Origin of the sequence: Isoptericola sp. AK164, assembly GCF_029643425.1 — a bacterium.
Classification (GTDB): domain Bacteria; phylum Actinomycetota; class Actinomycetes; order Actinomycetales; family Cellulomonadaceae; genus Isoptericola; species Isoptericola haloaureus.
The window spans coordinates 105,794-132,377 of sequence record NZ_CP119106.1 but is presented as its reverse complement, the minus strand read 5'-3'; the positions used below and the strand labels follow the sequence as shown (position 1 = coordinate 132,377).

Below are 26,584 nucleotides of genomic sequence, written 5' to 3'. Positions count from 1 at the left end.
GCGCGTCAGGTGCCGGCGGGCTGCTCCTCGGGGATCACGGGGATCCGCCCCGCCATCCCGACCATCTCGAGCACCTCGGTCACGGCCTCCGACGGTGCGAGGAGCTGGACCGGAGCACCCATCTCCTGGCCGAACATGTAGATCTGCAGGACGAAGGCGACGCCCGAGGAGTCGATGAAGCTCACGTCGCGGGCGTCGAGCACGATCGGGGCCGCCCCGGGCCGGGCCGCCACCGAGGCCATGGCGTCGCTGGCCGACTCGCGCAGGGCAGCGTCGACCTCGCCCCACAGCGTCAGCAGGGTCCCGTTCTCATCGTGCTGGCAGGAGATACCGGACCCTGCGTCAGGGTCCAGATCCGTCGCGCTGTCGATATCCATCGGGGTGTCGTACTCCTGTCGTGCCAACGGTGGCCACGTGACCGGGGTGCCCCCACCGCCCGGACCACGGATCGAGTGTTCACCCCCCGCGCCGATGCGTCCAGTGGAACACGGTCAGGAAGTGGAAGAAGTTCACGCGGGTGATGCCTCGGGGTCGGTCACGTCCGCCACCCGTGCGTCGAGCACCCGTAGCAGGACATCCGCGTCCAGCGTCGCCCCGACACCGTGACCGCCGGCCCCGACAGACACGGTACCCCCTGCCGGGATGCTCGCATCGGCCACGACCGGCCAGCGGTGCCACGACCCGAACGGCGTGATCGTGCCGCGTTCGTAGCCCGTCACCTCGCGGGCCACCTCGGCGTCCGGCAGGGAGAGCCGGTTCACCCCCAGCAGCGCCCGCAGCCGCGGCCAGGAGATCGTCCGGCCCCCGGGGACGAGGACGAAGAGGTAGTCGTCGGCGGCCCGGCGCACCACGATCGTCTTGAGCAGGCGGTCCGGTGCGACGCCGCGCGCGGCCGCCGCCTCGGCCAGGGAACCCACGCGTCCGTGGCGCGTGATGACGAACTCCGCGCCGGACGCCTCGAGGGCTTCCCGCGCGCGGCGTTCCGGCTCCGGCTCGCCCCCGGTCACGGGGACTCGCCGAGCGCGCGGTCGGCGATCTCCACCGCGTCGGGTTCCGGGTCGTGCTCGGTCCGCTCCGTGCGCCAGTACTCGGCACCGTCCCGGGTCCGGCTCACGAGCCCCAGGTCGACCATGGCACGGCGCAGCGCGACCGGGTCGCGCGCCAGCTCGGCGAGGCGATCGGTCAGGTCCCGCTCGGAGATCGGCTCGAGCAGCCGCGGCATCGCCACGGTCGCCAGGTACCGGGTCACCGCCACCTTGTCGCGCCACCGGCGCGGGCTGCGGTCGAGGCGTCCGTCGACGAGGAACCGCCGCGGGTCGTCGGCATGGCCCATCCGGCTCACTCGGTCCCGTCGGCCCCGTACGCCACGGCACCGTCGTCGGTGCTGTCCACGGACCCGTCGCCGGACGAGTCGTCGCCGTCCCCGGAGGGAAGCGCGTCGCCCTCGTCACCGCTGCCGTCGGTCCGCGAGCCGAGCATCTCGTCCTCGCGCTGCGCCACCTCGCTGTCGCCGGTCGGCGCCGTCGCGTCCTCACCCGAGGTCGAGGACTCCGTGCTCGAGGTCGCCGTGCTCGACTCGGTGCTCGACGACTCGGTGCTCGACGTGGTCGAGCTCGACGACTCGGTGCCCGAGGTCTCCGTGCTCGACGACTCCGGGTCCGACAGCTCGGTGCTGCCCTCGTCACCGGCCCCCGCCGTCGGCGACGGCTCCGAGGACGGCTCCGGCGAGGAGTCCGTCCCCGGGGACGGACTGGCCGAGGGCTCCGGGCTCGGGCTCGTGGACGGCTCCGGCTCGGCCGACGGCTTCGGCGACGGCGACGGGCTCGCCGAGGGCTTCGGGCTCGGGCTCGTGGACGGCTCCGGCTCGGCCGACGGCTTCGGCGACGGCGACGGGCTCGCCGAGGGCTTCGGGCTCGGGCTCGTGGACGGCTTCGGAGTCGGCTTCGGCTTCGGCTTCTCACCGTCGGCCTTGTCGCCCTTCGAGCCCTTGCCCGTCGTGTCGCCCTGCGAGGTTCCCTTCGCGCCGCCGTCGCCCTTCCCGCTCGGGGCCTTCGCACCGGAACCCTTCGACGAGCCGGACCCGGTCGACGAGCCGCCGGACGATCCGGACCCGCCGGCGGTGGTGACGTCGGCGTGCGACGTGGCGCGGTCGGGGACCGGGCCCGCGGCGAAGAACTCCCAGTGCCACGGCTCGGGCTTGCTGCCGTTCGGACGGGCCCAGACGGGGTTGTCCCACCCGAAGTCCGGGGCGTGCACCCGCAGCCAGACGTACTCGGCGGAGTGCCCGCCGGAGATCGGCGTGCTCAGGTCCAGGGCCAGGCCCCAGCCGTGGTTCGACGTGCCGGGCACGGCCGCCAGGTGCGGCTTCGCGGCGCGGACCGCGACCTGCGCGTCGTACGACCGGTAGGAGTCGGTGAGCGGGATGTCCACGCCGAAGCGGTCCCGGTACTCCGCGTTGAGCGCGGCGAACTGGGCCGCGGCGTCGCACCGGAGCATGTGCCCGGGGGCCGTGGTGATGCTGCACAGCACCGAGGTCGGGATCCGTCCGTTGCTGTAGCCGGCGGTCGAGGAGGCGTGCTGGCCCACGACCGCCTGCAGGGTCGCGGACAGCGAGCCGCTGCCGGCGGCACCGCTCGCCAGCGGCAGGCCGTTCGAGGCCACGGCCACGCCGTCGTCGGAGACGAAGCTGCCGTCGGGCAGCTGGGTGACCGCGGGTCGGACGTCGACGACGACGGAGGCGGTGGCGGGGTTCAGCAGCGAGGCCAGGTGGGTCGCCGCCACGACGATGTCGTCGAAGGTGATGCGCTCGTCGCCGTGCGCGTGGTCGTGCTCCTCGCCGTCCTCGGCGTGCGCGAGCTCCAGCCCGGCGTCGGACGTCGTCTCGTCGTCGGTGGCGACGTCCTGGTCGAACCCGTTGCCGACCTGGAACGTGCCGTCGCCCCCGACGAGACCCTCCCAGGTGGGCAGCTGCAGCCCGGCGCCCTGGAACGTCCCGACCTCCTGCGGCAGCGGGGCCAGGTCGTCCACCTCGGCGGGTGCGTCGTCGACCGGTCCGCGCGGGCCGCCGGCCTGCAGCACGTCAGCGTCGTCGTCGGGCGCGGCCGACGGCTCCGGGGCGACGGACGGCTCCGCCGACGGGGCCGCAGATGCTGAGGGTGCCGGTGCGTGCGAGGGTGACGGGGACGGCGTCGGCATGGCCTCGGCCGGCGGGCGCAGCGGGTCTCCGGGCGTGCTCTCCGGCGGGTCGAGGTGCTGGTCGTCCGACGACGGCGGTCCGGCCGGCGGGATCTCGTCCGGTACCGCGGGGGTCGCCGGGTCGGGAGCCTGCGGCAGGTCCAGGTCGCCGAGACCCGGGACGTGGTCGGCCTGCTGCTGGGCGACGTAGGTGGTCAGGAGGGCCCCCAGCTCGGCGGCCGCCTGCTGCACCTCGGGGCCGAGCTCACGGCCGCTCTCGAGAGCGGCGAGCTCGGCGTCCTCGATCACGCCGAGGAGCTGGTCGATCGACGTCGGACCCGTCGGAGAGGCACCGCCGACCACGCCGAGCTCGAGCGGTTCCGTCTCGACCGGCGCGGTAAAGGTGGGGTGCTGGGAGAAGTCGTTCCAGGGCGTGCTCGCCACGGAGCCGACCATGAAACCGGCTGCGAGGACGAGGGCGCCGGCACCGGCGCCGACGACACGCCAGCCCCGGCGCGGGGCACCTCGACGCGAGGCGACGGCGCGGGCGTCGCGGGGCGCTTCCGCCCGCACCGCGTGCCCGCCGTCGATCTCCGTCGATTCGCCCTCGTCCGCCACGTCTACCCTTCTCGCCCGCCGCCCGTTCTGGCTGGTCGCATCCTCGCACAGGATCTCGAGGATACGTGGCCGCTGTCACATTCCACCACCCACTCTTGTGGACGGCTGTGACGTACGCCACCCGGTCGCGCCCGGGGAGCGGGCGAAGTCTGTCCTCGCGCCGGACGGGGCACACTGGCGATATGAGGACGTCCGACGCGACCGCCCCGCGGAGCATCGACCTGAACAGCGACCTCGGCGAGGGCACCGACCCCGCGGAGCACGCCGGCGACGCCCGCATGCTCGAGATCGTCTCGAGCGCGAACGTCGCCTGCGCCTTCCACGCCGGCGACCCGGCGACGATCCACCGCACGGTGCACGCCGCCGTCCGGCGCGGGGTGTCCGTGGGCGCGCACGTCGCCTACAACGACCGCGAGGGGTTCGGGCGCCGGGACCTCGCCGTCCCCAGCGACGAGCTGCGCGCGGACCTCGTCTACCAGCTCGGCGCGATCCGCGAGATCGCCCGCACCGCCGGCACCTCGGTCCGCTACGTGAAACCGCACGGCGCCCTCTACAACACGGCGGCCGTCGACCCGCAGGTCGCCGAGGACGTCGCCGCCGCGATCGTCACGGTGGATCCCGAGCTCGTCCTGCTGGGCCTGCCCGGCAGCGTCGCGCTCGACGCCGCCCGCGCGGCCGGCCTGGTCACGGCGAGCGAGGCGTTCGCCGACCGGGCCTACACCGCCGAGGGCCGGCTCGTGCCCCGCGGCGTCGAGGGCGCCGTCCTGCACGACCCCGAGGAGGTCGCCGCCCGCATGCTGCGGCTCGTCCACGAGGGTGTCGTCCGCTCGATCGAGGGCACCGACGTGCAGGTCGTCGCCGACTCCATCTGCGTGCACGGCGACACGCTCGGCGCCGCCGCGATGGCGGCCCGCCTGCGCGAGGTGCTGACCGGGGCCGGGGTGAGCCTGCGGCCCTTCGTCACGCCATGACGTCGCAGGTCCGCCCCGCCGGCGACGACGCGCTGCTGGTCACGCTGGACACCGCCGAGGCCGCCGTGGCGCTGCACCGGTCCCTGCGCGCCCGTCCGGTGCCCGGCGTCGGCCCCACGGTGCCGGGGGCGCGCACGCTGCTCGTCCCGTTCACCCCGGGACGCACCGACCCCGCCCGGCTCGCCCGGGAGCTGCGGGCCCGCATCGCGGAGCCCGCCTCCGCGGGGGCCGCGCAGGTCCGCCGGCACGAGATCGCGGTGGTGTACGACGGCGAGGACCTCGCCGTCGCGGCCGAGCTGCTCGGCTGGTCGGCGGACGAGCTCGTCCGTCGGCACACCGCGGCCACCTGGCGGGTGGCGTTCATGGGGTTCGCCCCGGGGTTCGGCTACCTGAGCGGGGACGACCCGGCACTGGAGCTCCCGCGCCGCTCCTCGCCGCGCACGCGGGTCCCCGTCGGGGCGGTCGCGATGGCGGGCGGCTACAGCGGCGTCTACCCGCGCGAGAGCCCGGGCGGGTGGCAGCTCCTGGGCCGGACCGACGCCGTCGTCTGGGACGTCGCCCGCGAGGCACCGGCGCTGTGGGCACCCGGCGACGCCGTCCGCTTCCGGCCGGCCCGCGAGCTCGTCACGGTGGCCCGGCCCGCGGCGTCCGCCCCGCCGTCGACCCCCTCGCCCGCCGACCCGGTGCTCGAGGTGGTGTCCCCGGGCCTGCAGACCCTGGTGCAGGACCTCGGCCGCCCCGGGAGCGTCGACGTGGGCGTGTCCGCCTCCGGGGCGGCCGACCCCCGCAGCGCCCGGGCCGCGCAGCGGGCCGTCGGCAACCGCACCGACGCCGCCGCGCTGGAGACGCTCGGCGGGCTCCGCCTGCGGGCCCTGCGGACCGTCGTCGTCGCGGTCACGGGCGCCCCGGCCGACCTCGAGGTGGTGTCCGACGACGCGCCCCCGCGGATGCCGCCCCTCGGCCGGCCGTTCGTGCTGGGCGCCGGTCAGGAGCTGTTGCTGGGATCCCCCCGCCGGGGCCTGCGCACCTACGTGGCGGTGCGCGGCGGCCTGGACGTGGCGCCGGTGCTGGGATCGCGCTCGGCGGACGTCCTCGCCGGTCTGGGTCCGGCCGCCCTGGCCACCGGGGACGTCCTGGGCGCGGCACCGGACGACGTCGGCGCCGTCGCGACCGCAGACCCGGGGGCCCCGGACCCGGACCGCCTGCCGGCCCCCGGCGAGGTCGTCACCCTGCCCGTCGTGCCGGGCCCGCGCGCCGACTGGTTCCCGGCCGACGCCCTCGCCCTGCTCACGAGCCAGGAGTGGGAGGTCACGCCCCGGTCGGACCGCATCGGGCTGCGGCTGCACGGGGAGCGCCCGCTGACGCGGACGGCCGCCACGCGGGACGCCGAGCTGCCCAGCGAGGCCGCCGTGACCGGGGCGTTCCAGGTCCCGCCCGACGGGCAGCCGGTGCTGTTCGGTCCCGACCACCCCCTGACCGGCGGCTACCCGGTGATCGCCACGGTCGCGGCGTCGCACCGGTGGCTGCTCGGGCAGATCCCGCCGGGGGCACGGATCCGCTGCCGGGTGGTCGAGGCGTGACGACCTCCGCCTGACCTGTGCGCAGGATCTCCACGAATCGCACCGCAGAACGGCTGGGGATCCCGACGCTGACCAGGCAGAATCGGTCCATGACGTCAGTGCCGACCACTCAGACCGCCCCGACGAGGCAGCGCGGGGCCACCACCCGGTTCGCCGCCGCCAGTCTCGTCGCCCTGGCGATGATGCTCGGCGCCTGCTCCGCCCCGACGGACGTACAGCAGTTCATCGACGACGCGCAGGGCCAGGCCGAGGCCATCGAGGGTGACCTGCGCGAGCTCGAGGAGCAGGTGACCGGTGTCCCCGACGAGCTGCAGGGGTCCGTGACCGACGCCGTCGCCTCGGCGCAGGCCGCGACGGACGAGGCGCGCGGCGCTCTCGAGCAGGCCGCCGAGTCCGAGGACGGCGCGATGGTGGCGCTGCAGGACGCCCAGGTGGCGCTCGAGGCCGCCTCGGCCGAGGTCAAGCACGTCACCGAGGAGGCCCGCACCGCCGGCGCCGACCAGGTGGCGGACCTGCTGGCGCAGCTGCAGACCCAGATCGACGAGCTGCGCGGCGAGACCGAGGACGCCGCGGCCTGACGGCTCCGGCGGCCGGGCTCAGTCCAGCCACTCGGTCGCCGCGGCGACCAGCAGCGCGACGCCGAGCCCGAGCGTCGGTCCCGCCACAGGCGCGAACCGCGGGGAGTGGTTCGGGGCGACGCCGTCGGGCAGGGATCCCATCCCGGTCGCCGCCCCGGGGTCGAAGCCGGCGAACAGGGCCGGGTCGAACCCGCCCAGGTGCCAGTAGACGAGCGGCGCCCCCGCGGCGGTGGCCAGGTCGCCGACGTCCTCCGACCCCGCCAGCGGCGGCAGCGCGACGACGGTGGGCACGTTGCCGGCCTCCTGGATCGCCTCGCGGTGCGCACCGAGGGCGGAGGCCAGGACCGCTCCCGTGCGCTCGGAGGCCGCCGGGTCGTTGACCAGCAGGTGGAACGTGGCGATCTCCTCGTACTCCGGGGCACGCGGGGCGCCGGAGGCCGCGGCCTCGGCGTCGACGATCCGGCGGACCGCCGCGAGCACCCGCTCGCGCACGCCCTCGTCGAAGGAGCGGACGTTGACCAGCAGCTCGGCCCGGTCGGGGATGATGTTCGCCCGGGTCCCCGCCCGCAGCGACCCGACGGTGACCACCGCCTTCTCCCCCGCCCCGACCTCGCGGGACACGATGCCCTGCAGCCGCTGCACCGTCGCGGCGGCCATCAGCACCGGGTCGACGGTGCCCTCCGGGGACGAGCCGTGCCCGCCCTTGCCGTGCAACGTGATGCGCAGCGAGTCCGCGGCGGCCATCGCGGGCCCCGGCGTGAGGCTCACCGTGCCCACGGGGAACGGCATGACGTGCTGGCCGAGCACGACGTCGGGGGTCCCGACGCGGTCGTACAGGCCGTCGGCGAGCATCGCCCGGGCGCCGGCCCCGACCTCCTCGGCGGGCTGGAACAGCACCTGCAGCGTGCCCGACCACTCCGCCCGGCGCCCGGCCAGCTCGGTGGCCGCGCCCAGCAGGCAGGTGACGTGCACGTCGTGGCCGCAGGCGTGCATGGTGCCGGCCTCGCGCGAGGCGTACGGCAGCCCGGTGTCCTCGGTGACCGGCAGCCCGTCCATGTCGGCGCGCAGCAGCACCGTCGGGCCGTCGCCGTTGGCCAGCACGCCCACGACACCCGTGCCGCCGATCCCGGTGTGCACCGTGAAGCCGTCGCGGCGCAGCCGGTCCGCGACGATGCCCGCGGTGCGGTGCTCGGCGAAGGCGAGCTCGGGGTGGGCGTGCAGGTCGGTGTAGACGGCCGTCAGCTCGGCGGTGGTCAGCGCAGTCATGGGCGCATGATGCCGTGCCACGGGTGCGACCGCCGACCGCCGGGGCCACCATGGCACCGTGCCCCAGGACGACGACCTCACCCTGCGCATCGGCCACGAGGAGCTCGTGGTGCGCCAGCGCTACGAGACCCTCAGCATCGTCAACGACATCCTCATCGGCCTGTGGTTCGTGGTCGGCTCGGCCCTGTTCTTCTCCGAGTCCACCGCGACCGCCGGCACGTGGCTGTTCCTCCTCGGCAGCGTGCAGATGCTGCTGCGGCCCGGCATCCGGCTGCGGCGCCGCCTGCACCTGCAACGGCTCGGGTCGCCGCACGCCGAGACCGCCCGGGACTTCTGACCCTCCCGTCCGGCCCCGGAGGGTGCCCGGCGCTCAGTCGGGGTCGGCGGGGTCCAGGGGCTGCTCGTGGTCGTGGTTGACCGTGCCGCGCCGCCAGTAGCCCGCGACCGACATCCGGTCCGCGTCCAGACCGAGCTCGCGCCGCAGGTGCCGCCGCACGGGCACCAGGTCGCCGGCCTCGCCCAGCGCGACGACGAACTCGCCGTCCTCCGGCATCCCCAGGGAGCGGACCGCTTCGGCGAGCTGGCCCGGCCCGTCGGTCCGGTACAGGATCTCGACGTCGGCGTGGCCGAGCTCGGACTCGACCACGTCCTCGGCGACGTCGTCGCCGATCTCGACGATCGCGGTCACCCGGACGTCGGGGCCGACGGCGGCGGTCCAGCGGGCGGCGGCGGGCAGGCCGGTCTCGTCCACGGCGACGGTGAGCCGCCCGACGCCGTCGGGGACGCCGACGCTGTGCCGCGGCCCGGCGAGCACGATCTCGTCGCCGGCGGCGGCGCGGGACGCCCACGCCGCGGCCTGCCCGCCGCCGTCGTGCACCACCCAGTCCAGGTCGACCTCGGCGACGCCGTCGACGGTGCGCACGTCCCGGACCGTGAGGTCCCGCGAGATCGACACGCCCGTGCTGGTGCGCTGCAGCCCGCCGTCGGGGGCGAGCGTCGGTGCGTGCAGCTCCCCGGTGGCCGGGTCCGGCAGGAAGACGGTGACGTGGTCCTCCGGGCCGGGGGCCCGCAGCGCGGCGAGGGACGACGGCGCGTCGGGGTCCGCGCCGGGCACGTCGCGGAAGGTGGTGCGGACCAGCGAGCCGGTCAGCTCACGCACGGCGTGCACGCGGACCCGTCGGGGGACGAGGTCGAACGATGTCCGAGGGCGGGAGAACATCTCTCGATTCCATCACGCCCGCCCGTGGCAGCGCCGCCGGTGCCCGGTGGGCCGGGATCTGGCGTGCCGCAGCCCCGTCGGCCAGACTGGCCTGGTGAGCGACCCGTACCAGGTGAACCAGCCCGAGGACCCGACACCGCCGCCGGGAGGCACCCCGCCGCCCGGGCACGGTCAGCAGCCCGGCCCGCAGCAGCCGGGTTATCCCCAGCAGCCGGGTTATCCCCAGCAGGGCTATCCGCAGCAGCAGGGCTATCCCCAGCAGCCGGGCTACCCGCCGCAGCAGCCCGGCTACCCGCAGGGCGCCTACCCGCCGGCGTACGCGCCGGACCCGCCCGGCAAGATCATGGGCATCATCGGGTTCGTGCTCGCCTTCGTCTTCGCTCCGGCCGGCATCATCGTGTCCGCCCTGGCGCTGTCCGACTCGAAGAAGGTCGGCTACGACAACGTGCTCGGCAAGTGGGGCCTGTGGCTGTCGATCATCTTCACCGCGATCGGCCTGCTGATCCTCGTGGCCTACCTGGTGTTCTTCATCTCGATGTTCGGCGTGATGAGCACGTCGACGGAGTGGTCGACCTCTGTCTGAACTATCAGCTTGCGTCTCTTGCGACAATGAGAGGTCGTGAGCACCGAGTCCTCCTCCGCCCCGCAGCCCGTCGACGACCCCGCTCGTCCCACGGGCTCCTCGGGCGGTAGCCGACGACGGCGGCGCGGACGCGGGAAGGGACGCGGTCCCGGCGCCCAGCGCACCGGCCCGTCGCGGGTGAGCCGTGCGGAGCTGGACCGTGCCGCGGAGCTCCGGGCCGCCGTCGTCGTGCCCGAGATCACCTACCCCGAGCAGCTGCCCGTCTCTGCGCGGCGCGAGGACATCGCCGAGGCGATCCGCGAGCACCAGGTCGTCGTCGTCGCCGGCGAGACCGGCTCGGGCAAGACGACGCAGCTGCCGAAGATCCTCCTCGAGCTCGGCCGGGGCCGTGCCGGGCAGATCGGGCACACGCAGCCGCGCCGGATCGCGGCGCGGTCGGTGGCCGAGCGCGTGCACGAAGAACTCTGTGGAGCAGGACCGCTGACCCCCGGCGGCGTCGTCGGCTACCAGGTGCGGTTCACCGACACCTCCTCCGACTCCACGCTCGTCAAGGTGATGACCGACGGCATCCTGCTGGCCCAGATCCAGCGGGACCCGGACCTGCTCGCCTACGACACGATCGTCATCGACGAGGCGCACGAGCGGTCGCTGAACATCGACTTCCTGCTGGGCTACCTGTCCCGGCTGCTGCCGCGGCGCCCGGACCTCAAGCTCGTCATCACCTCGGCGACGATCGACTCCGAGCGGTTCGCCGCCCACTTCTCCCCCGCCCACCTGGCCGAGGTCGGCGGCGCACCGGACGCCGTCGTCGACGTGCTGCCCGACGCCGCCCCCGTCGTCGAGGTCTCCGGGCGCACCTACCCGGTGGAGATCCGGTACCGCCCGCTGGCCCCGGACGCCGACGCCGGGTCCGGGAAGAAGAAGAGCGGTGACGAGAAGGACCTCGTGACCGGCATCGTCGAGGCGTGCGACGAGCTGATGCGCGAGGGGTCCGGCGACATCCTCGTGTTCCTCTCCGGCGAGCGCGAGATCCACGACGCCGCCGACGCCCTCGAAGGACATCTCAAGGAACGGGTCCGCGACCCGAAGCGCCCCGACCACGTCGAGATCCTGCCCCTGTACTCGCGGCTGTCGTCCGCCGAGCAGCACCGCGTGTTCCAGTCCCACCCGGGCCGGCGCATCGTGCTGTCCACGAACGTCGCCGAGACGTCGCTGACGGTGCCCGGCATCCACTACGTCGTCGACCCCGGCACCGCCCGCATCTCGCGGTACTCCAAGGCGACCAAGGTGCAGCGCCTGCCGATCGAGGCGATCAGCCAGGCCTCGGCGAACCAGCGTGCCGGGCGCTCCGGACGTGTCGCGGACGGCGTCGCGATCCGGCTGTACTCCCCGGAGGACTTCGAGGGACGGCCGGAGTTCACCGAGCCCGAGATCCTGCGCACCTCGCTGGCCTCGGTGCTGCTGCAGATGATCTCCGTCGGCGTGGTCGGCTCCCCCGACGACGTCGCGCGGTTCCCCTTCGTCGAGCCGCCGGACACCCGGGCCGTGCGCGACGGCGTGAACCTGCTGTCCGAGCTCGGCGCGCTGACGCTGCGGGACGGCACGACCCGTCTCACCGACGTCGGACGGACGCTCGCCCGGCTGCCCATGGACCCGCGACTGGCCCGCATGGTCGTCGAGGGCTCCCGGCTCGGCGTCGCCCGCGAGGTCGCCATCGTGGCCGCCGCCCTGTCCATCCAGGACCCGCGCGAACGCCCCGCCGAGTCGCGTGCGCAGGCCGACCAGTCGCACGCCCGCTTCACCGACCCGACGTCGGACTTCCTCACCTACCTCAACCTGTGGGAGTACCTGCGCGAGCAGCAGCACCAGATGGGCTCCTCGGCCTTCCGGCGGCTGTGCAAGAGCGAGTACATCAACTTCCTGCGCGTGCGCGAGTGGCAGGACGTCGTCGCCCAGCTGCGGCAGATGGCCAAGCCGCTCGGCGTGGACATGCGCTACCGGCCCGCGACCACGGGATCGGCCGACGACGACGCACCGGACGAGACGGACTGGCGGCGCCCCTGGGACGGCGACACCATCCACCGCGCCCTGCTGTCCGGGATGCTGTCCCAGATCGGCATGCAGGACACCGGCGAGATCAAGGCGTCCTCCGTGGCGCACCTGCGCGGCGAGGCCCGGGCACGTGCCCTGCGCCAGGCCGCCAAGCGGGCCCGCAACGAGTACCTCGGGGCACGCGGTGCCCGGTTCGCGATTTTCCCCGGCTCCCCGCTGAGCAAGAAGCCGCCGGCGTGGATCATGGCCGGCGAGCTCGTCGAGACCTCCCGGCTGTGGGCGCGCGACGTCGCGAAGATCCAGCCCGAGTGGGCCGAGGACCTCGCCGGAGACCTGGCCAAGCGCACCTACTCCGACCCGCACTGGTCCACCAAGCAGGGTGCGGCCATGGCGGTCGAGAAGGTGCTGCTCTACGGCGTGCCGATCGTCGCCGACCGGCCCGTCCTCTTCGGGAAGATCGACCCGGAGGGCGCGCGCGACCTGTTCATCCGGCACGCCCTCGTCGAGGGGCAGTGGACCACGCACCACGCGTTCTTCGCCGAGAACCGCCGGCTGCTCGCCGAGGCGGAGGAGCTCGAGGCACGGTCGCGCCAACGGGGTCTCGTGGCGTCCGAGGACGACCTCTTCGCGTTCTACGACGAGCGCGTCCCCGAGCACGTCGTCAGCGCGCGCCACTTCGACTCCTGGTGGAAGAAAGCCCGCCGCGACGACCCGGACCTGCTCACCTTCACGCTCGACCAGCTCGTCGACGCCGAGTCGGTGGACACCTCCGAGTTCCCGGAGACCTGGACCCAGGGCGAGGTCACGCTGCCCCTGACCTACCAGTTCCAGCCCGGGACCGACGCCGACGGCGTCACCGTCCACGTGCCGCTGTCGATCCTCAACCGCGTCACCCCCGACGGGTTCGACTGGATGGTCCCCGGCCTGCTCGACGAGCTGTGCGTCGCCACCATCCGGTCGCTGCCCAAGACGGTGCGCCGCGAGCTCGTCCCCGCGCCCGACGTCGGCGCCGCCGTCGCCGAGTGGATGCGGGCGAACGTGCCGGCGTGGGAGGACCTCACGCGCGCCGGTGACATGGCCACGCCGTTCCACGTCGAGTTCACCCGCGCCGTGCGCGCGCTGCGCGACGTCGTCATCCCGGACGACGTGTGGGACGCCGAGCGCGTCGAACGGCTGCCCGCGCACCTGCGCATGACGTTCCGGGTCGAGGACGCCTCCGGTGCCGCGGACAGCTCCGGGTCCGCCGGTCGCGGCGGACCCGCCGGGGGTGGACGACGGCGGAAGTCCGGTCCGACGAAGGGGCGCGGCCGGGGTGCGGCGCAGCCGGCCGGTCCCGTCGTGCTCGACGAGTCCAAGGACCTGCTGTCGCTGCAGAAGAAGCTGGCGCCGCAGGCGGAGGCCGCGGTGCGGTCGGCCGTCAAGGGGGCGGTCGGTGTGGCGCTCGAGGAGGCTGCGCGGTCGGCGTCCGGCTCGGGCGCGTCGTCGGGCTCGGACGGTGCTGCGCCGCCTCGCTCACGGGCCCCGGAGGGCCCTCCGCTACGGCTGGACGGCGGCGCATCCCCCTCCGCGTCCGACGACCGTGCCGGGTCCGGACGGTCTGACGGCGGTCCCGGCGTCGGGACGTCCGTTGCCGGAGCCGTCGTGGCCGAGCAGACGGGGCTGACGACGTGGCCCGAGCTGCCGGGCGGGGTGCTGCCGGAGGCGGTGTCGACGGATCTCGGTGGGGGCGTCGTGGTGCAGGGGTACCCGGCGCTGGTCGAGGAAGGCGGTGCCAAGGGTGCCGCTCGGTCGGTGGCGCTGCGGGTGCTGGCCGACGCCGCGGGCCGGGACGCCGTTCATGCGGCCGGTGTGCGGCGGCTGCTGCTGTCGCAGACGGCACTGCAGACCGGCCGGATCACCTCGCGGTGGTCGGCGAAGCAGTCGCTGACGCTGGCGGCCGCGCCGTACCGGAACACCGACGCGCTGGTCGCCGACCTGCAGCTCGCCGCCGTCATCGCCTTGACCAGCACTGACGCCGACAAGGCCCCGGGGACGCCGACCGGCGGACCGGTCGCCGTACAGATTCGTGATGCCGATTCGTACGAGTCGGCGCTCGGGTTCGTGCGCCGGCACCTGGAGGACGAGGTCCACCGGATCGTCGGGCACGTCGTCGCGGCGCTGACGGCCTGGCGGACCGTCGAGACCGCGGTGAAGGCGTCGTCCTCGCTGGCCCTGCTCAACACGCTGCAGGACATCCGCGAGCACGTCGCCGGCCTGGTCCACGAGGGGTTCGTCGCGGCGACGCCACCGCGGCGGGTGCCTCACCTCGTGCGCTACCTGCGGGCGGCGTCGTACCGGCTGGAGAAGGCCGAGTCGAACCCGCACCGCGACGCCGAGCTCGCCTGGAAGATCCACGACGTCACCGGGGTCTACGACCAGGCGCGGGAGGCCTACGCCAGCGGGGCGCCCGACCCGGCGCGCGCGGCCGAGCTCGCCGAGGTCCGATGGCTGCTCGAGGAGCTGCGGGTGTCGCTGTTCGCCCAGCAGCTCGGCACCGACGGGTCGGTCAGCGAGAAGCGGATCCGCAAGGTGCTCCGGCCCGGCGGCTGGTAGGCGTCGTTCCTCGGATCAGGAGGCCCACAGCGACCCGACGGACATCGCCCATACCCGGGAGCACGAGTTCCGGCACGTCTGTGATGCATCGTCAGCAGCATCGCTCATGCATCCCTAGCAGGCCTTGTCATGTCGTTCTAGCAGGTCCTGTTCTGTCTCTCTAGCAGGATGCGCGACGTCGCCCCAGCGGACAGTCGTGGCATTCTCGGTGGGAAGCCCCCGCCGAGAAGAGGAAAGCGTCTGCCATGTTCGACCAGTCCCTGAGCGACCTGCTCTGGCTCTCCCCGACCGAGGCGGTCGCCGTCGTGCTCGCGACCACCGGCATGTACCTGGCGATGATGCTGCTGGTGCGGGTGATCGGGCAGCGGATGCTCGGCGCGATGTCGAACTACGACCTCGTCGCGATCATCGCGTTCGGCGCGATCCTGGGGCGCGCGGCCCTCGGTGACGTCGCCGTCCTCGGCGGCGGGCTGGTCGCCATGCTGACGCTCATCGCGCTGCAGTCGATCGCGGGGGCGCTCATCGTGCGGCCGTTCGGCGCGCGGGCGATCACGTCCCAGCCCGTCCTGCTCATGGCCGACGGCACGGTGCTGCCCGAGCAGCTCCGCCGCGCCCACGTCACGCTGGCCGAGCTGCGTTCGACCCTCCGCCTCGCCGGGGTCCACCGGTACGACGACGTCGCGGTGGCCCTGCTCGAGTCCACCGGATCGATCAGCGTGCTCCGCCGCGGCACGCCGATCGACGCCGCGCTGCTGGAGGGGATCCACGGCGAGGAGCTGGTCCCGGAGCACCTGGTGTCCCGCGCTCGGTGAACCAGGGTCGGACCCGGGGGTTCCCGGATACCGGGGCGCGAGCGTCGTGCCTATCGTCGAGGCATGAGCACCCCTCAAGCAGTCCCCGCAGCCCGACCCCGCAAGCTGTACCGCCCGAGCCAGGGCCGCGTGTTCGGCGGCGTGTGCGCCGGCATCGCGGACTACCTCGGCTGGGACCGGACGCTGGTCCGCGTCCTGACCGTCGCGTCCGTGTTCATTCCCGGCCCGCAGGTGCTGGCGTACATCGTCTTCTGGATCCTCATGCCGGACGAGCGCAAGGCGTTCGCCGCCTGAGTCCTCAGAGGTTCATGAAGGCGCCGATGATGTCGAGCACCACCGGCGTCATGATGACGAGGAACAGCACCGGCAGGATGCACAGCATCAGCGGCATGAGCACGAGCACGGGCACGCGCTGCGCCTTCTCCTCGGCCCGCTGACGTCGACGTACCCGCATCTCCGCCGCCTGGGTGCGCAGCACGTCACCGATCGAGATGCCGTGGGCGTCCGCCTGCAGCAGCGAGCGCACGAACCGGCGCAGGTCGACGACGGCGGTGCGTTCGGCCAGGTCCTCCAGCGCCTGCCGCCGCGAGAGCCCCATCCGCATGTCCTGCAGGGTGCGCGTCAGCTCCTCGGCGAGCACCCCGCGGCCGTTCTGCGCCACGCGGGACAGGGCCGACTCGAACCCGACGCCGGCCTCGACGACGATCGTCAGCTGGTCGAGGGTGTCGGCCAGCTCGATCTGGATCAACTGCTCCCGCTTCTGGGCGCTGCTGAGCAGCAGCAGCTCCGGCAGGAAGTACGTGACGATGGCGACCACGAGGATGGTCCCGGTGACCAGCGGTGACGCGTTGCTCACCACCGCCCAGAGCACGAGCAGGATGCCGACCGGCGCCCACAGCAGCTTGACCGTCAGCAGGCGGTCGACCGGCCAGTCCGGCGGCCGACCGGCCCGGACGTACTGCCGTTCGAGCAGGCCGACCAGCGGCGCGGCGGTCAACCGGCGGCCGAGGGACGCCTGCGCGGGACGGGTCGCGGTGGGCGCGGTCAGCGACCGGGCCACAGGTGTCGCCACGTGGCCGCGGTGCAGGTTCTCCACCGCACGGCGCCGCTCGGGAGCGAACGCGCCGAAGACGAGCCAGATGCCCAGCCCGACAGCCAGGGAGACGGTAAGGACGGCGAGGATCACGGGTGTCGTCATGTCAGAACCTGATCGTCACGACCTTGCGCATCCAGAGCGTCCCGATGACGAGCAGGATCGCGCAGACGACGAGTGCGGCGATCCCGATCGGATTCTGGATGAACGGGGCCAGGTAGGTGGGGTTCGTCAGCAGCAGGAAGCCGGCGACGAGGAAGGGGAGGGCGACGAGGATGATGCCGGAGAGCCGCCCATCAGCCGAGAGAGAGTCGACGTGCCGGCGGATTTGGTTCCGTTCCCGGATGGTGACGCCCACATTCTCGAGCACGTCGGCGAGGTTGCCGCCGACCTCCCGGTTGATGGTGATGGCCTGGGCGACCCAGCTGAAGTCCTCGTTCGCCATGCGGATCGCCGCTTCCTCCAACGCCAGAGACAGCGGGCGGCCGACGCGCGTCTCGTTGACGATCCGCGCGAGCTCGGAGCTGGTGGGGTCGTCTGCCTGTTGCGCGACGCCCGCCAGCGCCTGGAGCAGGCTGTGCCCCGCCCGCAGGCTGCCCGCGATGAGCTGCAGCGTGTCGTCGAGCTGGTCGGCGAAGGCCGCCCGCCGACGGCTGGTCCGCACGCGGACCCACAGCACCGTGGCGATCGGCGCCACGAGCGCGAAGAGCACCATCAGCCACGGGCCGCCGATCAGCAGACCCAAGGCGCCGAGCACGACGAAGCCCACCAGCACGAGGAACACCACGTCCTGGGGCCGACGGCGCACACCGGCCAGGTCGAGCGCGATGGCCACGCTGCCCTCGCGACGGCGCATCGCCTTGGCGACGAGCCGGGTCGCGGTCGCGGCGGCCTCGGCGAGCGCGCCGTCCTCGGGAGCGGCCTCGGGACGACGTCGCGACCGGGGCAGGTGCGCCCGATGCGGGGCGACCAGCACGAACCCGCCGAGGACGAGGGCGAGGCCGACGGCGAGCGGCCCCCACAGCGCCGGGTTCACAGCGCCCTGACCGCGTCGGCGCCGAAGAGCGTGGGCGACAGCGGGATGCCCAACTCCTGGAGGTGGTCGGAGAACCTCGGCCGCACGCCGGTGGGCCGGGCGCGGCCGAGGAACCGGCCCGTCGCCGGGTCGGTCCCGGCGGCGTAGTCGAAAGTGAAGATGTCCTGCAGCGTCACGGTCTGGCCCTCCATACCGTACACCTCGGTGACCGACGTGATGCGGCGGGTGCCGTCGCGCAGCCGGCTGAGCTGGACGACGACGTCGACGGCCGACGAGATCTGCTCGCGGACGGCCCGCAATGGCAGGTCCATCCCGGCCATGAGCACGAGCGTCTCGAGGCGGGACACCGCGTCGCGCGGCGAGTTGGCATGCACGGTGGACAGCGAACCGTCGTGGCCGGTGTTCATGGCCTGCAGCATGTCCAGGGTCTCCCCGCCACGGACCTCACCGACGACGATGCGGTCGGGGCGCATGCGCAGGGAGTTGCGCACGAGGTCGCGGATCGTGATCTCGCCCCGGCCCTCGAGGTTCGGCGGGCGGGACTCGAGCCGCACCACGTGCTCCTGCTGGAGCTGCAGCTCGATCGCGTCCTCGATGGTGATGATGCGCTCGTCGCCCGGGATGAACGCGGACAGCACGTTGAGCAGCGTCGTCTTTCCCGTGCCGGTCCCGCCGGAGACGATGACGTTGAGCTTGGCCTCGACGCAGGCGCGCAGCAGGTCGGCCATCTCGGAGGTCATCGTGCCGAACCGCAGCAGGTCCTCGACCGTGTAGGGGTTCTGCGCGAACTTGCGGATGGTCAGTGCGGAGCCGTGGAAGGCCAGCGGCGGGATGATCGCGTTGACGCGCGAGCCGTCGTCGAGGCGGGCGTCCACGAGCGGCGAGGCCTCGTCGACGCGCCGTCCCATGCGGGACACGATGCGCTCGATGATCTGCCGCAGGTGCTCCTCCGAGCTGAACCGGGCCGTCGACCGATGCAGTCGGCCGGACCGCTCGACGTACACCGAGTCGTGGCCGTTGACCATGATCTCGCTGATCTCCGGGTCGTCGAGCAGCACCTGCAGCGGGCCGAGCCCGAGGACGTCGTTGCGCACCTCCTCGATGAGGCGCTGGCGCTCATCGTTCGACAGCGGGGACCGCTGCGCCTCGACGACGGAGGCTAGCTCGGAGCGGACGAGCTGGTGGAGCTGTTCCTCGTCGAGGCGCGGGTCGGTCAGCCGGGAGCCCAGCCGGGAGTAGAGCTCCTTGGTGGCCCGTTCCTTGAGCTGCGTCAGCGGGTCCCGCTCGTCCGGGGTCGCCGGACGGGGCGGCCGGGCGCCGTTCTCGGCGGCGGAACGCTCGGGACGTTCTGGGGTCGCCGGCTGCGGGGCCTCCTGCGGGGGCAGCGGGACGGTCAGCTCGGCGTCGGCGGGCGGCTGCTCGTCGAGCCGGTGACGGCCGGCGGGGTCGACGGGCGTCTGGCCGGAGACGCGCTTGGCGGCGGCCAGTCGGGATGCCAGATCCATCAGGACCTCACCTTCTTGCCGGACTTGCGGCCCCGCGGGGCGTTGGCACCCTGGTAAGTCGCCTGAAGCTTGCGGAGCACCTTGGCCGCGGCGTCGCGGGGCTGGCGAGTCGTCAGCGGTTCGCCCATGTTCATCGAGACGACCGCGGCCCGAGTGTGCGGCATCGACAGGTCGACCCGGACCCCGAGCGTCGCCTCGACGTCGCCGAGGCTCAGGCCGGCCCGCGGGTCGGCGAAGTTGAGCAGCACGCGACGCGAGTCGGTCATCATCCCCAGGTCGTTGAGGGCGTCGAGCTCCTTGCGCAGTCCCCGCACGCCCGGTACGTCCATGCTCGTCACGAGCAGCGGGTCGGTCGTGCGGTCCCCGGCGGCGAGCGTGTGGGCACCGAGACCGGCGGCGGTGTCGATGACGACGTAGGGGAACAGCTCGGTGAGCTGGTCCAGCAGCGCCCCGACGTGCTCCGGCGTGACGACGTCGGCCGAGGCCGGGTCGCTCGGCGCCCCGGCGACGAGGAGGCCCGATGAGTGCTGGGTGAGCCGGGTCTTCAGCGCGATCGGGTCCTGGTGGCCGCCGTGGGTGACGATGTCCCCGAGGGTCGACTCCGGTTCGAGCCCGAGTGCGGTGGCGACGTCCCCGAACTGCAGGTCGAGGTCGACGAGCACCGTCGAGCCGGGCTGCGCGGCGGCCAGCCCGACGGCGAGGTTGGTCGCGACCGTCGTCTTGCCCACCCCACCCTTGGGGGACAGGACGGAGATGACCCGGCTGGGGCCGGAGGCGTCGACCACCGGGTCCCAGCCGGCCGCACCGAGCGCCATCTCGCCGGAGTGGCCGGCGCCACGCCGGACGCGCGTGGCGTCCCCGACGCGGGCCAGCACCTCGCGCATCTGCTCGACGGTCACGTCCGGGGGGACGACGTCGCGCACGCCCGCCCGCAGGGCCTCGATGACAAGGGTGTCGTCCGGCTGGGCGACCAGCACGAGCCCGATGCCGGGGAAGAGCCGGTCGAAGCTGCCGGCGAGGGCGACCGCCTGCGGTCGGGCCTGGGTGGCGTCGAGCACCACGATGTCTGGCAGCTCGGTGCGACGGACCTGGCCGAGGAACACGGCGGGGTCGGTGGGCAGCGGACTGGCGTGCACCCCGATGCAGGCGCCGTCGGCCGCCGCGTGCACGCGGTCCAGGAGTGCCCTGGAGTCCGTGGCGAGCAGGACGTTGTTCACTCGAAGATCACCTCCGGGTCGACCACCCGCGTCTGCCCCTCCTTCGCCTCCTCAGGTTCGAGGGAGAGCCAGATATTCTCGTACTCGGCCGCGTAGACGAACTTCTCGGCGTCCGGCGGTGACAGCGCGATGGTGACCATGATGGCCTCTTCCGGAGCGGTCTCGGTCTCCTCGCCGTCCTCGGTCGTCTGCTGCTGGATCCCACCCCGGACTTCGGTGACGAGCACCTTGTGGAAGACCAGGTGCGTCGCTTGGTTCTCGGGGTCGTCCAGGGAGACAAAGACGCCGACCCTGTCTCCGGGCTCGAGAGTCCCGCCGATGACCCGCTCTGTAGGGAGTTGTCGGCTCAGCGTGTGGAAGCCCTCTGGCACCTCGACTGTGGCGTCCAGATCCTCCGGGGCAACAAACCGCCCGGTTACGAGCTGCTCACCGGGGAGCAGGTCGGCGGTAGCGACGAGCCCGTCGAGCTCGGCCAGGTCACTCACCGCCCCCGGGACGACGGCACCAGCCGGCACCTCGGTGGACTCGACGGTCTCGTCGAGGACCAGCGCGCTAGCCTCGGTGCCCTCGGGCACCGTCTCGATCGCCGTCAGCACCGCGATGGGTTCGAGATCCGCCATAGCCCGGCTGTCGGCGCTGGCGGCATAGGTGTAGGTGAGCACGCCCCCGGCGAGCGCCAGGAGTGCGGCCACGACGGCCGCGATGATGCGACGGTTCACAGGGTCTTCCTAGTCTTCAGTCAGGGTGAGCTCGACGACGGCGGCGCCGAGCTGGGGTCCGTCGGTGCCGAGGTCGAAGTCGCCACTCACGTCTACGAACCGGTCGAAGGTGCCGTGGATGCATCGCAACGAGCTGCCACTGCCCTTCTCCAGACCGTTGCAGAGGTTGCCCGAACCATCGGTCTTGTACTGGCCGGTGAGCTTGTACTCGAGCAGCGTGAAGGCCGCGAACCCGAAGATGCGGTACTCGCCGTGGCTACCTCCCGCCTCGCTGGCCGCGTCGAAGATCGGGACCAAGATCGTCTCCCCGATCAGCGCCTCGAAGTCCGAGGGGTCGCACGTGTTCGGGGGTGACTCACCGGGGTCGGACGGCACCCAGTCCCCGACGTCGCCGACCGGTCCGGTGCAGTCCGCCGTCGCCTCGAGCCAGCCGAATCCACCCGGCATGTGCGCTCCGGCCGGACCCGTGCAGCCGGAATCTTTAGGGGCCTTCGGGTCGCTGAAGGTGAACGTCACCGGGTCGGCGTCCTCGGGGAAGTCGATCCCGACGACCTCACCGTCCTCGACGATGGGCGTCGCGCCCGTCTGATGCAGAACCTCGCAGTACGACATGATGTATGGCAGCATCCCGGACCCCGTGGTCGGGTACCCCCATTGCGCGGTCGCGGACGCGGCGATGTCGCCCTCGTCCTGGCCGATCACCGGCGCAAAGAAGTGGTTCCGCGAGGAGTCGGTCCGCACCGTCACCACGCCGGCGGCCTCGTCGAGGGTCACGATGGTCGCGGTGGCCTCGCCGCCGAAGGGCGTGTTCGCGTCGGCCATCTCCTCGGCCGTCGCGTCGGTGCCGGTGCACTCGTTACGCGCGCAGTCCTGGGCGACGGCCAGGGCGGCGGCGTCGGCACCGGTCTGCAGGATCTGCTTGTCGGCGTGCATCGCGGCGATGTCGATCGCCAGGGCCGCGACGGCGAACAGTGGGATGGCGAGCAGACCCACCAGGACGGCCGAGGCCCCGCGGTCGGCGGTGGCGCGGAGTCGACGGAGGCGGTCGGTCAGCCGTTGCATCGCATGGTCCCCGATCCGGTGAGGTCGACGGCGAGGAAGCCGCCGAGAAGCGACACGTCGTTGACAGTAATGTCCACGGTGGCGTTTTCCGGGGCGCCGGCGGCGTCACACCCCGCGGCGGGCGTGACGCTGATCTGGCCGGCAGTCAAGGCCACCGAGGGGGCCGCAGAGGAAATCGCCGTCATACGAGCCTCGGATGCGGGGTCGGCACCGTCAGAAAGAGCCAACACCCGTACGCCATCCCGGGCAGCGTTTCCGAGCACTGTCTGCACGTGATAGACGTACCCGAAACTCACGATTCCCATCACCAGGGTGATCAGCACCGGCGCCACCAGCGCGAACTCGACGGCGGCGGCACCGCGCTCTGATCTAGGTGGCTCTTGGTGGGTCGACATGGGCCTTCCGGGAGAGTTCTGGAGATGAATGGGCGGTGGTGGCATCCAGCGCTGCCAAGTGCCACCACCGCCCCTCAGACGGCGAAGATCACGGAACGTCGGGGATCTCGTTGGCGACATCGGTGAAGAGTGTGCTCAGCTCGGTGCCAAGCAGCGTCACCGCCACGATGATCGCCACGGCGATCAGACCGACCAGCAGGCCGTACTCCACGGCCGAGGCGCCGCGGTCGCTGCGGCGGGCCGCCACGGTCATGAAACGGTCAGAGATGAGGTTCAGGAGGTGCATGATTCGTCCAATTCTGGTTCGATGCTGCGGACCACGGGTCACCCAGGTGTTGGTGAAGACGCTAAGTAGATGCGCTCACATGGATCAACCGATGAGCGGGTGAACAATCTCTGATTCCCGCGTTTTCACCCGCTCCCGTTCCGTCTCTCTGGTCGGATAGAGCAGACAAAATCGGACAGAACGTCGTTAATAGATCGATCAAATGATTGCCCGAGGCTTTGAACATCTCGTGACTCTTCCGCTCTCCGCCACCGCGGTCGCCACGGCGCTGTGCTGCGCCCTCGTCGCCGCCCTCCTCACGCCCTGGGCGCGCCGGTTCGTCGTCAGCGAGTCCCGGCTGCTCCGTGGGTGGGTCACCGGCCCGCTCGCCGGCCTGGGAGGCGTCGGCGCCGCGCTCGTCGCGACGTCCTGGGCGGAGCTGGTCGCCGTCGCCGTCGTGGCCGTCGCGGCCGGCCTGCTGATCCCGATCGACCTGGCGACCTATCGCCTGCCCGACGTCGTCGTCGGGTCGGCCGCTCTCGGGCTCCTGGCCGGGCTCGTCGTCGCCGCGGCGCTCGGCGACGACTGGTCCCGGCTGCTCACGGCGGTGCTCGCCGGTGTCGCCCTGTTCGCCGTCTACCTCGTGCTCGCGATGATCTCGCCCAGCAGCCTCGGGTTCGGCGACGTCAAGCTCGCCGGCGTGCTGGGTCTCCTGCTCGGATGGTGGGGGTGGCAGGCCGTCGCGTACGGCACGCTGGCGGCGTTCGTCGTGTTCGCCCTCGGCGCGCTGGTGCTCCTGGCCGCACGGCGCACCTCGCTGCGCGACGACCTGCCCTTCGGGCCCGCCATGATCCTCGGCGCGGCCCTCGGCCTCGCCGCGGTGGCCGCCTGAGGCGACGCACCGCGGCGGGCGGCGACGTCAGCGGATCTCGGTCGGCGGCACCGCGTCCATGTCGGTGAAGTCCTGGTTCTCCCCCGCCATCGCCCACACGAACGAGTAGTTGGCCGTCCCCACCCCGGAGTGCACCGACCACGACGGCGAGATGATCGCCTGGCGGTCGGCCACGGTGAGGTGCCGCGTCTCGGTCGGCTCGCCGCACAGGTGCAGCACCCGGGCGTCGGCCGGCAGGTCGAAGTACAGGTAGCACTCGGTGCGCCGGTCGTGGGTGTGCGCCGGCATGGTGTTCCACATCGAGCCCTCGTGCAGCCGCGTGACGCCCATGACGACCTGGCAGGACTGCACGCCCTTGGCGTGCACGACCTGCTCCAGCGAACGCCGGTTCGAGGTCACCTGGTCGCCGAGCTCGAGCGTGTTGCCCTCGCCGGGCAGCGTCAGCACGGTCGGGTACGAGGTGTGGGCCGGGGCGGAGAACAGGTAGAACGCCGCGCCCTCCCCCGCGAACGTCACGTCCTGGGTGCCGCTGCCGATGTACAGCAGGGAGCGGGTCGGCATCTCGTAGGTCTCGCCGTCGGCCACGACGGTGCCCGTGGACCCGACGTTGACGATCCCCACCTCGCGGCGCTGCAGGAAGTACTCGGCGCGCAGCTCGTCCGGGTTCGGCAGCGCGACCGGCTCGGCGCCGGGCAGGGCACCGCCCAGGACGATGCGGTCGTGGTGGGTGTAGACGGTCCGGACCTCGCCGGGCACGAAGAGGTCCTCGACGAGGAACTTGTCGCGCAGCTCCTGCGTCGTCAGGCCGGGGATCTGCTCCGGGTTGGTGGCGTAACGCTGTTCCATGATGCTCCTTCGGTCGGTGCTCAGCGCACGAGCCAGCCGCCGTCGACGGGGACGACGGCGCCGTGCACGTAGGCGGAGGCGGGCGAGGCGAGGTACACGAAGATCCCGGCGAGGTCCTCCGGGGTGCCCCACCGTCCGGCAGGGATGCGCGCCGAGATGGACTGCTCCCGCTCGGCGTCCGCCCGGATGGGGGCGGTGTTGTCGGTGGCCATGTAGCCGGGGGCGACGGCGTTGACGTTGACGCCGCGCCCGGCCCACTCGTTGGCGAGCGCCTTGGTCAGGCCGACGACGGCGTGCTTGGAGGCCGCGTAGCCGGGAACGAGGATGCCGCCCTGGAAGGACAGCATCGAGGCGACGTTGACGATGCTCCCCGACCCGCGCTCGAGCATGCCCCGCCCGACGGCGCGGGACAGGTGGAACACGGCGTCGAGGTTGACGGCCAGCACCGTGTCCCAGTCCTCGGCCGTGTGCTCGGCGGCCGGCGCCCGACGGATGGTGCCGGCGTTGTTGACGAGCACGTCGACCGGGCCGAGCACGTCCTCGACCTCCGCGACGGCGGCGTCGAGCTCCTCCGCCGTCGCCGTGGCGAGGTCCCGCTGCACGCTGTGCACGCGGCGGCCCAGGGCCTTGATGCGGGAGATCGTCTCGGTGGGCTCGCTGCGGTCCAGGAGCGCGACGTCGGCCCCGGCCTCGGCGAGCGCCACGGCGGCGCCCTGGCCGAGGCCGCGGCTCGTGCCCGTCACGAGCGCGACCTTCCCGTCGAGCCGGAACTGGTCGAGGATCATGCGGTCCCTCCGTCGGTGTCGGTGGCGGTCGTGCCTGCGGTCAGCGTGAGGCGGGTGGGCACGGCCGCGGCGGCCGGCCACCAGGGCGAGACCCAGCCGGGCAGCGTGAGGCGGGTCAGCGCCTCCAGGTAGTAGTAGTCGCCCCACAGGCAGCCCTCGTCCACACCCTTGTTCTTCGGGGCGTCGTAGACCGAGTGCAGCAGCAGCGCGTCGGCGTCCTCGGGCGCGGCCGGGGTGTACCCGGCGATCAGGTCGGCGACCATCCGCCGCGCGGCGGCGGCGTACCGGGCCGCGCGGTCGGCGTCGGTCGACACCGAGGCGAGCTCCAGCAGGCCGCAGGCCGCGATCGCCCCGGAGGACGAGTCGCGCGGCGCGTCCGCTCCGTCGGAGTACACCAGGTCCCAGAACGGCACGCCGTCGGCGGGCAGGTGCGCGAGGAAGTACTCGGCGCAGCGCTCCGAGGCCCGCAGCGACTCCGGGTCGCCCGAGGTGCGGTGGTGCAGGGCGAAGCCGAAGATGCCCCACGCCTGCCCGCGCGCCCAGCAGGAGTCGTCGCCGGCACCCTGCTCGGTGCCGCCGCGCAGCGGCTCCCCCGTCTCCGGGTCCCAGTAGAAGGTGTGGAAGGTCGAGTCGTCGTCGCGCAGCAGGTGGGTGCGCACCTGCACCACGTGCCGGGCCACGACGTCGGCGTACCGCGGGTCGCCGGTGACCTGGGTCGCCCAGGTCAGCAGCGGCATGTTCATGAGGCTGTCGACGATGGTCCGGCCGCGCTGGGCCGGGTCGGACAGGTCGCCCCACGCCTGGATGATCCCCGCCGAGGGCAGGAACCGCGTCATGAGGTGGTCCGCCGCCGCGAGCGCCGCGTCCCGGGCGGCCTCGTCGCCCGCCAGCCGCCACGCGTCGACGCAGGACAGCGTGTACAGGAACCCGAGGTCGTGGGTGTCGAGGTCCTCCCCGGCGTGCACGCGGCGGGCGAAGTCGGCGGCGTGCGCCAGGGCGGCGGCCCGCAGGTCGGCGTCACCGGTGAGCTCGACGGCACGCCACTGCATGCCGGGCCAGAAGCTGGTGGTCCAGTCGCGGTTGGCGCCCTCGGCGAACCGGTCGGTGGCCGGGCGCAGCGGGTAGCGGTCGTCGCGGGTCGTGGAGTCGGGGTACAGCGCGCCGAACGCTGCCGCGTTGCGGCGCACGGTGGCCACGGCGGCGTCGACGGCGGCCGCGAGCGCCCCGGGGCGGTCGGCAGGTCGCGGGTCGGCGCCCGGCGCGGAGTCGCGCACGTCGGTGGAGGACATCGGTGGGTCTCGCTTTCCGGCGCCGGGGCACCGTG

The 26,584-nt window shown here is 73.1% G+C and carries 26 protein-coding genes; 9 read left to right on the top strand and 17 right to left on the bottom strand.

Features of this window, described 5'->3' with window-relative positions; all coding sequences use genetic code 11:
* Window positions 1-5: 5 nt before the first annotated feature.
* The 4 genes from PO879_RS00610 to PO879_RS00595 all read right to left on the bottom strand — a co-directional run bounded on the left by PO879_RS00610 (window position 6) and on the right by PO879_RS00595 (window position 3,792).
* Window positions 6-377 (bottom strand): STAS domain-containing protein, encoded by a 372-nt coding sequence (locus tag PO879_RS00610; RefSeq protein WP_278236012.1) that lies wholly within the window; start codon window positions 375-377, stop codon window positions 6-8.
* 132 nt (window positions 378-509) lie between these two features.
* On the bottom strand, window positions 510-1,007 hold the full coding sequence (locus PO879_RS00605; protein ID WP_278236011.1) for a YbaK/EbsC family protein: 498 nt from the start codon (window positions 1,005-1,007) through the stop codon (window positions 510-512).
* Window positions 1,004-1,333, bottom strand: coding sequence for a DUF2087 domain-containing protein (locus tag PO879_RS00600; protein ID WP_278236010.1), 330 nt, complete (start codon window positions 1,331-1,333; stop codon window positions 1,004-1,006). Before PO879_RS00600 ends, PO879_RS00605 begins: the two co-directional genes overlap by 4 nt.
* A gap of 5 nt (window positions 1,334-1,338) precedes the next feature.
* Complete coding sequence (locus PO879_RS00595; RefSeq protein WP_278236009.1) at window positions 1,339-3,792, bottom strand: M15 family metallopeptidase; 2,454 nt, start codon at window positions 3,790-3,792, stop codon at window positions 1,339-1,341.
* 182 nt (window positions 3,793-3,974) lie between these two features.
* Between PO879_RS00595 and PO879_RS00590 the strand changes: the two genes are divergently transcribed.
* The 3 genes from PO879_RS00590 to PO879_RS00580 all read left to right on the top strand — a co-directional run bounded on the left by PO879_RS00590 (window position 3,975) and on the right by PO879_RS00580 (window position 6,921).
* The gene (locus PO879_RS00590) at window positions 3,975-4,763 is read left to right on the top strand and encodes a 5-oxoprolinase subunit PxpA (protein ID WP_278236008.1); all 789 of its coding nucleotides are present in this window, start codon (window positions 3,975-3,977) and stop codon (window positions 4,761-4,763) included.
* Complete coding sequence (locus PO879_RS00585; protein WP_278236007.1) at window positions 4,760-6,343, top strand: urea amidolyase family protein; 1,584 nt, start codon at window positions 4,760-4,762, stop codon at window positions 6,341-6,343. Before PO879_RS00590 ends, PO879_RS00585 begins: the two co-directional genes overlap by 4 nt.
* Before the next feature lie 89 nt (window positions 6,344-6,432).
* Entirely contained in the window at window positions 6,433-6,921 is a 489-nt protein-coding gene (locus tag PO879_RS00580; RefSeq protein WP_278236006.1) for a hypothetical protein, read from the top strand.
* An 18-nt stretch (window positions 6,922-6,939) separates the two neighbouring features.
* Here PO879_RS00580 and PO879_RS00575 read toward each other — a convergent pair whose 3' ends face one another.
* Window positions 6,940-8,187, bottom strand: a complete 1,248-nt coding sequence (locus PO879_RS00575) for an amidohydrolase (RefSeq protein WP_278236005.1) — start codon at window positions 8,185-8,187, stop codon at window positions 6,940-6,942.
* A 58-nt stretch (window positions 8,188-8,245) separates the two neighbouring features.
* Here PO879_RS00575 and PO879_RS00570 point away from each other — a divergent pair, with 58 nt between their 5' ends.
* Window positions 8,246-8,524 (top strand): YrhK family protein, encoded by a 279-nt coding sequence (locus PO879_RS00570; RefSeq protein ID WP_278236004.1) that lies wholly within the window; start codon window positions 8,246-8,248, stop codon window positions 8,522-8,524.
* 33 nt (window positions 8,525-8,557) lie between these two features.
* Here the strand turns inward: PO879_RS00570 and PO879_RS00565 are convergent, their stop codons facing one another.
* Entirely contained in the window at window positions 8,558-9,406 is an 849-nt protein-coding gene (locus tag PO879_RS00565; protein WP_278236003.1) for a siderophore-interacting protein, read from the bottom strand.
* Between the two features lie 94 nt (window positions 9,407-9,500).
* On the opposite strand from PO879_RS00565, the gene PO879_RS00560 reads away from it, so the two are divergent.
* The 4 genes from PO879_RS00560 (at window position 9,501) to PO879_RS00545 (ending at window position 15,739) form a co-directional block, all read left to right on the top strand.
* A complete protein-coding gene (locus PO879_RS00560; protein WP_278236002.1) occupies window positions 9,501-9,989 on the top strand; it encodes a hypothetical protein in 489 nt (162 codons plus the stop codon).
* A gap of 177 nt (window positions 9,990-10,166) precedes the next feature.
* Window positions 10,167-14,633 (top strand): ATP-dependent RNA helicase HrpA, encoded by a 4,467-nt coding sequence (gene hrpA, locus PO879_RS00555; RefSeq protein ID WP_278237419.1) that lies wholly within the window; start codon window positions 10,167-10,169, stop codon window positions 14,631-14,633.
* A 245-nt stretch (window positions 14,634-14,878) separates the two neighbouring features.
* Entirely contained in the window at window positions 14,879-15,445 is a 567-nt protein-coding gene (locus tag PO879_RS00550) for a YetF domain-containing protein (protein ID WP_278236001.1), read from the top strand.
* A 63-nt stretch (window positions 15,446-15,508) separates the two neighbouring features.
* Complete coding sequence (locus PO879_RS00545; RefSeq protein ID WP_278236000.1) at window positions 15,509-15,739, top strand: PspC domain-containing protein; 231 nt, start codon at window positions 15,509-15,511, stop codon at window positions 15,737-15,739.
* 4 nt (window positions 15,740-15,743) lie between these two features.
* Here PO879_RS00545 and PO879_RS00540 read toward each other — a convergent pair whose 3' ends face one another.
* The 8 genes from PO879_RS00540 to PO879_RS00505 form a co-directional block, all read right to left on the bottom strand.
* Window positions 15,744-16,643, bottom strand: a complete 900-nt coding sequence (locus tag PO879_RS00540; RefSeq protein ID WP_278235999.1) for a type II secretion system F family protein — start codon at window positions 16,641-16,643, stop codon at window positions 15,744-15,746.
* 1 nt (window position 16,644) lies between these two features.
* Window positions 16,645-17,574: a type II secretion system F family protein gene (locus PO879_RS00535; RefSeq protein ID WP_278235998.1), complete on the bottom strand. Its 930-nt coding sequence runs from the start codon at window positions 17,572-17,574 to the stop codon at window positions 16,645-16,647.
* Window positions 17,571-19,079 carry a CpaF family protein gene (locus tag PO879_RS00530; protein ID WP_278235997.1) on the bottom strand — a complete coding sequence of 503 codons (1,509 nt, stop codon included), beginning with the start codon at window positions 19,077-19,079 and terminating at the stop codon, window positions 17,571-17,573. Before PO879_RS00530 ends, PO879_RS00535 begins: the two co-directional genes overlap by 4 nt.
* Window positions 19,079-20,296, bottom strand: coding sequence for an AAA family ATPase (locus tag PO879_RS00525; protein ID WP_278235996.1), 1,218 nt, complete (start codon window positions 20,294-20,296; stop codon window positions 19,079-19,081). Before PO879_RS00525 ends, PO879_RS00530 begins: the two co-directional genes overlap by 1 nt.
* Complete coding sequence (locus tag PO879_RS00520) at window positions 20,293-20,988, bottom strand: RcpC/CpaB family pilus assembly protein (RefSeq protein ID WP_278235995.1); 696 nt, start codon at window positions 20,986-20,988, stop codon at window positions 20,293-20,295. Before PO879_RS00520 ends, PO879_RS00525 begins: the two co-directional genes overlap by 4 nt.
* Before the next feature lie 36 nt (window positions 20,989-21,024).
* Window positions 21,025-22,077 carry a pilus assembly protein TadG-related protein gene (locus PO879_RS00515; RefSeq protein WP_278235994.1) on the bottom strand — a complete coding sequence of 351 codons (1,053 nt, stop codon included), beginning with the start codon at window positions 22,075-22,077 and terminating at the stop codon, window positions 21,025-21,027.
* Window positions 22,065-22,472, bottom strand: coding sequence for a TadE/TadG family type IV pilus assembly protein (locus tag PO879_RS00510; protein WP_278235993.1), 408 nt, complete (start codon window positions 22,470-22,472; stop codon window positions 22,065-22,067). Before PO879_RS00510 ends, PO879_RS00515 begins: the two co-directional genes overlap by 13 nt.
* Before the next feature lie 88 nt (window positions 22,473-22,560).
* Window positions 22,561-22,758: a Flp family type IVb pilin gene (locus PO879_RS00505; protein WP_278235992.1), complete on the bottom strand. Its 198-nt coding sequence runs from the start codon at window positions 22,756-22,758 to the stop codon at window positions 22,561-22,563.
* Window positions 22,759-22,987: 229 nt separating this feature from the next.
* Here PO879_RS00505 and PO879_RS00500 point away from each other — a divergent pair, with 229 nt between their 5' ends.
* Window positions 22,988-23,629, top strand: a complete 642-nt coding sequence (locus tag PO879_RS00500; protein ID WP_278235991.1) for a prepilin peptidase — start codon at window positions 22,988-22,990, stop codon at window positions 23,627-23,629.
* Between the two features lie 27 nt (window positions 23,630-23,656).
* Here PO879_RS00500 and kduI read toward each other — a convergent pair whose 3' ends face one another.
* From kduI to PO879_RS00485, 3 genes are read right to left on the bottom strand one after another with little or no spacing between them, the layout of a single operon-like run.
* Window positions 23,657-24,475 (bottom strand): 5-dehydro-4-deoxy-D-glucuronate isomerase, encoded by an 819-nt coding sequence (gene kduI, locus PO879_RS00495; protein WP_278235990.1) that lies wholly within the window; start codon window positions 24,473-24,475, stop codon window positions 23,657-23,659.
* A gap of 20 nt (window positions 24,476-24,495) precedes the next feature.
* Window positions 24,496-25,260, bottom strand: coding sequence for a 2-dehydro-3-deoxy-D-gluconate 5-dehydrogenase KduD (gene kduD, locus PO879_RS00490; protein WP_278235989.1), 765 nt, complete (start codon window positions 25,258-25,260; stop codon window positions 24,496-24,498).
* A complete protein-coding gene (locus PO879_RS00485; RefSeq protein WP_278235988.1) occupies window positions 25,257-26,549 on the bottom strand; it encodes a glycoside hydrolase family 88 protein in 1,293 nt (430 codons plus the stop codon). The genes kduD and PO879_RS00485 overlap by 4 nt, the downstream gene beginning before the upstream one ends.
* Window positions 26,550-26,584 lie beyond the last annotated feature (35 nt).

Excerpts from the sequence above, each read along its gene's own strand:
- PO879_RS00610 (WP_278236012.1), bottom strand. The coding sequence starts at position 377 with ATGGATATCGACAGCGCGACGGATCTGGACCCTGACGCAGGGTCCGGT.
- PO879_RS00600 (WP_278236010.1), bottom strand. The coding sequence starts at position 1,333 with ATGGGCCATGCCGACGACCCGCGGCGGTTCCTCGTCGACGGACGCCTC.
- PO879_RS00590 (WP_278236008.1), top strand. The coding sequence starts at position 3,975 with ATGAGGACGTCCGACGCGACCGCCCCGCGGAGCATCGACCTGAACAGC.
- PO879_RS00585 (WP_278236007.1), top strand. The coding sequence starts at position 4,760 with ATGACGTCGCAGGTCCGCCCCGCCGGCGACGACGCGCTGCTGGTCACG.
- PO879_RS00580 (WP_278236006.1), top strand. The coding sequence starts at position 6,433 with ATGACGTCAGTGCCGACCACTCAGACCGCCCCGACGAGGCAGCGCGGG.
- PO879_RS00575 (WP_278236005.1), bottom strand. The coding sequence starts at position 8,187 with ATGACTGCGCTGACCACCGCCGAGCTGACGGCCGTCTACACCGACCTG.
- PO879_RS00565 (WP_278236003.1), bottom strand. The coding sequence starts at position 9,406 with ATGTTCTCCCGCCCTCGGACATCGTTCGACCTCGTCCCCCGACGGGTC.
- PO879_RS00550 (WP_278236001.1), top strand. The coding sequence starts at position 14,879 with ATGTTCGACCAGTCCCTGAGCGACCTGCTCTGGCTCTCCCCGACCGAG.
- PO879_RS00545 (WP_278236000.1), top strand. The coding sequence starts at position 15,509 with ATGAGCACCCCTCAAGCAGTCCCCGCAGCCCGACCCCGCAAGCTGTAC.
- PO879_RS00540 (WP_278235999.1), bottom strand. The coding sequence starts at position 16,643 with ATGACGACACCCGTGATCCTCGCCGTCCTTACCGTCTCCCTGGCTGTC.
- PO879_RS00530 (WP_278235997.1), bottom strand. The coding sequence starts at position 19,079 with ATGGATCTGGCATCCCGACTGGCCGCCGCCAAGCGCGTCTCCGGCCAG.
- PO879_RS00515 (WP_278235994.1), bottom strand. The coding sequence starts at position 22,077 with ATGCAACGGCTGACCGACCGCCTCCGTCGACTCCGCGCCACCGCCGAC.
- PO879_RS00510 (WP_278235993.1), bottom strand. The coding sequence starts at position 22,472 with ATGTCGACCCACCAAGAGCCACCTAGATCAGAGCGCGGTGCCGCCGCC.
- PO879_RS00505 (WP_278235992.1), bottom strand. The coding sequence starts at position 22,758 with ATGCACCTCCTGAACCTCATCTCTGACCGTTTCATGACCGTGGCGGCC.
- kduI (WP_278235990.1), bottom strand. The coding sequence starts at position 24,475 with ATGGAACAGCGTTACGCCACCAACCCGGAGCAGATCCCCGGCCTGACG.
- kduD (WP_278235989.1), bottom strand. The coding sequence starts at position 25,260 with ATGATCCTCGACCAGTTCCGGCTCGACGGGAAGGTCGCGCTCGTGACG.
- PO879_RS00485 (WP_278235988.1), bottom strand. The coding sequence starts at position 26,549 with ATGTCCTCCACCGACGTGCGCGACTCCGCGCCGGGCGCCGACCCGCGA.